The sequence below is a fragment of the Azospirillum formosense genome, assembly GCF_013340925.1.
Taxonomy (GTDB): Bacteria; Pseudomonadota; Alphaproteobacteria; order Azospirillales; family Azospirillaceae; genus Azospirillum; species Azospirillum formosense.
In genome coordinates this window covers 1-4,277 of the sequence record NZ_WHOR01000380.1, presented here as the reverse complement: position 1 = coordinate 4,277, position 4,277 = coordinate 1, and the positions used below count along the sequence as shown (strand labels likewise).

Below are 4,277 nucleotides of genomic sequence, written 5' to 3'. Positions count from 1 at the left end.
TGTGTTGGGGGGTCCCCCCCCCCCCCCCCCCCAACCCCCCCCCCGCCGATGGCGGGGGAGGGGATAAAGAGGGTGGGAGGTGGACGGTGCAGAGCTTGTCGGGGCTTTCCTTGGCGATGGCCTTGTGGCCGGCGATGGCGGTGTTGATCGCGTCGGAGGTCAGGCGGTGCGGGCCGGGAGCGATCACAACGACGACGCCGCTGGCCGACAGCAGCGGGAAACGCCGCACCGCGCCGTAGCGGTCCTTGCCCTCGAAGCAGCCGGCCTCCCGCGCCTCCGCGTCGTAGAGGCTCTCCGCGTCGGAGCGGAATTGCGCGACGAGGTCCGCCACGCGGGCGAGCGCGTCCTCCTCCGCGGCACCGCTGAGGGCGACGAAGAAATCGTCGCCGCCGATGTGGCCGGCGAAGCCGCCGTTGCCCGAGGCCCAGGCCTTCAGCCGCTCGCTGAACATCAGGATGGCGCGGTCGCCCTGGCGGAAACCGAAACGGTCGTTGAAGGGCTTGAAGTTGTCGAAGTCGAGATAGGCCAGGACGTGCTTGCGGTCCTGCTCCTGAAGGGCGCGCTCGATGTGGCGCACGATGGCGGCGTTGCCGGGCAGGCGGGTCAGCGGGTTCTGGTCCGCGGCCATGGCGAGGTTGCGCTCGTGCACCAGCCGGATCAGCGCACCGCTGGACAGAAAGCCGGCATACTCGCCGCCCTCGATGATGATGATGCCGTCGCTGGCCTCCTCCGCCGAGAAGGCTTCGATCACCTGGTCGAGCGGGGTGGAGATGTCGCAGACCGGGCTCTTCACCACCAGATCCAGCAGCGTGTCGCCCAACCCCTTGTTGCGCAGAAGCTCGCTGCCGAAACGGGAATAGACGAAGCGCTTCAGGTCGCGCTCGCGGATCAGCCCCAGCGGGCGCTGCTGGCGGTCGACGATGGGGGCGATGGACGGGCTGTTGTCGCCGCGGAAATAGTCGAGAAGCTCCGTCTTCGGGGAATTGACGGCCAGCGGCGGCTGCCGCTCGATCACCTCGGACAGGCGCAGGCGGGCTTCGTTCGGCTTGCGCCGGTCCCGGCGGTTCAACTCCTCGACGATGCCGTAGCGCTCGGGCACGGCGTGCAGCTCCAGGCTCGGCCGGGCGATCAGATAGCCCTGGGCGAAGTCGCAGCCGAGATCGCGGCAGGTGTAGAATTCCTTCTCCGTCTCCACCCCCTCGGCGATGATGAGGATGCCGAGCGCGTGGGCGTAGCCGACCAGCGCGTGGGCGATGGCCCGCTTGCGCGTGTCCTGATCGATGCCGTCGATGAAATAGCGGTCGATCTTGAGATAGTCGGGCTTGGATTCGTAGAGCAGCCGCAGCCCGGCGAAGCCGACGCCGAAGTCGTCCAGCGCCACCCCGATGCCCGCCTGCCGGTAACGGTCGATGGCCTGCTCGATGCTGTGGTCGGGGCGAAGCTCGCGGCGTTCCGAAATCTCCAGGCTGACGGTCAGGCGCGGGTCGGGCGTGCCGCCGTCCAGCGCAAAGGGGGCCAGCCAGGGCGAGCCGGCGACCCCGACCACCCGCGCGTCGATGTTCAGGAACAGCTTGGCGTCGGGCCAGTTGTCCAGCGCGCGGAAGGCCGCCACCGCCTTGCCGTGCAGGGCGCATTCGACCTCGGCCAGAAGGCCCTGCATGCAGGCGGCGTCCAGCAGGTCGTTGGGGCTGGCGAAGGGACTGCGCTCCAGGCCGCGCAGCAGCGCCTCCATGCCGTGGCAGCGCCCGGTGCGCATCTGCACGATGGGCTGGAAGGCGACCGACAGCCCGGCCAGCAGGCGGGTCCATTCCGCCGGCAGCGCGGCCTTCGGGCGCTCCCCGCCGGGGCGCCGGGGCGATCGTCCCATTCTTCTGCTGGCACCGAGGCCATGGCTTCGTCCACCGCCGGCTGTCCATGTTCGTCGCGGGCAAGCCCATCTTGTAGCGGATGATCTTTTCGATTTCGTGACAAAGGCAAGGCGTGTGCGCGCAGCGCGATCCAAAATGCCCTTCGCACCCCGGCCCCGCTTTGCGCTATAGGGGTGCGCTTCAACGCAGACGATGATGGATCTGGGGGGCGGCGGGGCATGAAGGTCGGCATCGACATGGGGGCGGCCATGACGGCTGGCGCGACGGGGGCGTCGGCGATGCTGGATCTCGAGGAACTGCTGGCGACCCGCCTGCTGGTGCAGGGCAACTCCGGTTCCGGCAAGTCGCACCTGCTGCGCCGTCTGATCGAGCAGAGCGCGCGCTGGGTCCAGCAGGCGGTGATCGACCCCGAGGGCGACTTTGTGACCCTGGCCGAGCGCTTCGGCCACATCGTGGTGAACGCCGACGAGCACAGCGAGGCGGCCCTGCAGAGCGTCGCCGCCCGCGTACGCCAGCACCGCGTCTCCGTCGTGCTGAATCTGGAGGGGCTGGACGCGGACATGCAGATGCGCCACGCCGCGGCCTTCCTGGGCGGGCTGTTCGACGCCGACCGCGACCACTGGTACCCCATGCTGGTGGTGGTGGACGAGGCGCAGCTCTTCGCCCCGTCGGCCGCCGGCGAGGTGTCGGACGAGGCGCGCAAGGTCTCGCTGGGCGCCATGACCAACCTGATGTGCCGCGGCCGCAAGCGCGGGCTGGCCGGGGTGATCGCGACGCAGCGCCTCGCCAAGCTCGCCAAAAACGTGGCGGCGGAAGCCTCCAACTTCCTGATGGGCCGCACCTTCCTCGACATCGACATGGCCCGCGCCGCCGACCTGCTGGGCATGGAGCGCCGCACCGCGGAAATGTTCCGCGATCTGGAGCGCGGGCATTTCATCGCGCTCGGCCCGGCGATCTCGCGCCGCCCGCTGCCGCTGCGCATCGGTGCCGTCGAGACGCAGGGGCGGGCCGGCAGCCCGAAGCTGATGCCGCTGCCCGACACCCCGCTGGAGGACGCGCGGGAGCTGATCTTCAAGCCGGGCGAACCGGAACCGCCGCGCCTGGCGGTGCGCCGCCCTTCGACCAGCGCCAGCGCCGATCTGCTGGCCCAGCTCTCCCGCCCGCGCCCCCTGCCGCTGGAACCGGAGAGCGAGGACGCGGCACCCGCGCTGCCCATGGAGGAGCCGGAAACGCCGGAGCAGGCGGCGGAGCGCAAAGCCGCCTACGAGGCGATCCTGCGCGAGGTGATGGCCGATCCGGAGGCGCCTTACCGATCCATCGCCGTGCTGTATCAGGACTTCCTGGTGCGCTGCCGGACGCAGGGGGTGCGGGGTGAACTGCTGGAGTTGCCGGCCTTCCGGCGCAAGCTGGCGGCGGCCCGCGCCGGGGCGGGGGACGGCACCGAGGAGAATCCCGCCTGGGCGAAGGCGACCCAGGTTGCGGCGACCCTGCCGGAGGACATCCAGGTCGTCTTCCTGCTGCTGGCCCGCGCGGCGCTGGACCATCTGCCCTGCCCGTCCGACGCCGAGGTGGCGCGCGCCTGCGGCAGCCGGTCGCGCGGGCGGGCGCGGCGCCTGCTGACCTACATGGAGCAGCGCGGCTTCATCGCCACGCGCAGCGGGCTGGGCAACACGCGCAGCATCGCCCTGCCGGCGCTGGGCTGGGAAACCGCGCTGGGCGATCCGAACGCCGAGGATGGGTCCGACGGGCCGGAGGACGGCGGGCTGTTCGCCACCGTCTGAGGGGCGCTTTATTCGTCGTCCGGCTCGATCCCGGCGGCCACGGCGTGGGCCAGACGTCCGGCGGCGGCGACCGCGGCCATGGCCTGCTGCGCCTTGGCGGCGATGCGCGCGGTGCCCTCGGGAGCCGGTTGGTAGAGCAACGGGTCGGGCAGCCGTTCGGCGAAATCCCAGGCGCCGGTAACGGGGTCCCAGACCTCGAACACGTCGGGGTTGGGACGGCGGGCGACCCAGGCGCGGGCGGCGTTGCCCTCGGCGCGGAAGCGCACCCCGAAGAAGCGGCTGGCCGCCATGGCCCCGATGGCCGCGGTCAGATCCCCATCGGCGTCCGGACAGCGCTGCGTCAGAGCGGCGCGCAGGGCTTCCGCCAGGGCGCGGCGGTCGTCATGATGGGGAAGGCCGTCGGGATCGGTTCTCATGGCCCGCGATGGTAGAGGGACGGCGCGCCTCCGCAAGCGGGCGCGATGTCGCAAGCCCCCCTGAACATTCCCGGAGTCGTCATGGTCAGCCTGTCCGAAGCCTACGCCATCGCCATCGGCCACCACCGGGCCGGACGGATGGGCGAGGCCGCCGGGGTCTACCGGGCGATCCTCGACGCCGACCCGCGGCAGGCCGACGCGCTGCACCTGCT

At 71.2% G+C, this 4,277-nt stretch carries 3 protein-coding genes; 1 reads left to right on the top strand and 2 read right to left on the bottom strand.

Going from position 1 to position 4,277, the window contains the following annotated elements; genetic code table 11:
* Positions 1 to 1,867, bottom strand: a 1,867-nt coding sequence (locus GBZ26_RS27665; protein WP_174441557.1) for a bifunctional diguanylate cyclase/phosphodiesterase, incomplete at its 3' end; no start/stop codon positions are given.
* A 219-nt stretch (positions 1,868 to 2,086) separates the two neighbouring features.
* On the opposite strand from GBZ26_RS27665, the gene GBZ26_RS27660 reads away from it, so the two are divergent.
* Positions 2,087 to 3,649, top strand: a complete 1,563-nt coding sequence (locus GBZ26_RS27660; protein WP_174441556.1) for a helicase HerA domain-containing protein — start codon at positions 2,087 to 2,089, stop codon at positions 3,647 to 3,649.
* Between the two features lie 8 nt (positions 3,650 to 3,657).
* Here the strand turns inward: GBZ26_RS27660 and GBZ26_RS27655 are convergent, their stop codons facing one another.
* A complete protein-coding gene (locus GBZ26_RS27655; protein ID WP_174441555.1) occupies positions 3,658 to 4,065 on the bottom strand; it encodes a hypothetical protein in 408 nt (135 codons plus the stop codon).
* Positions 4,066 to 4,277: the final 212 nt, after the last annotated feature.

Excerpts from the sequence above, each read along its gene's own strand:
- GBZ26_RS27660 (WP_174441556.1), top strand. The coding sequence starts at position 2,087 with ATGAAGGTCGGCATCGACATGGGGGCGGCCATGACGGCTGGCGCGACG.
- GBZ26_RS27655 (WP_174441555.1), bottom strand. The coding sequence starts at position 4,065 with ATGAGAACCGATCCCGACGGCCTTCCCCATCATGACGACCGCCGCGCC.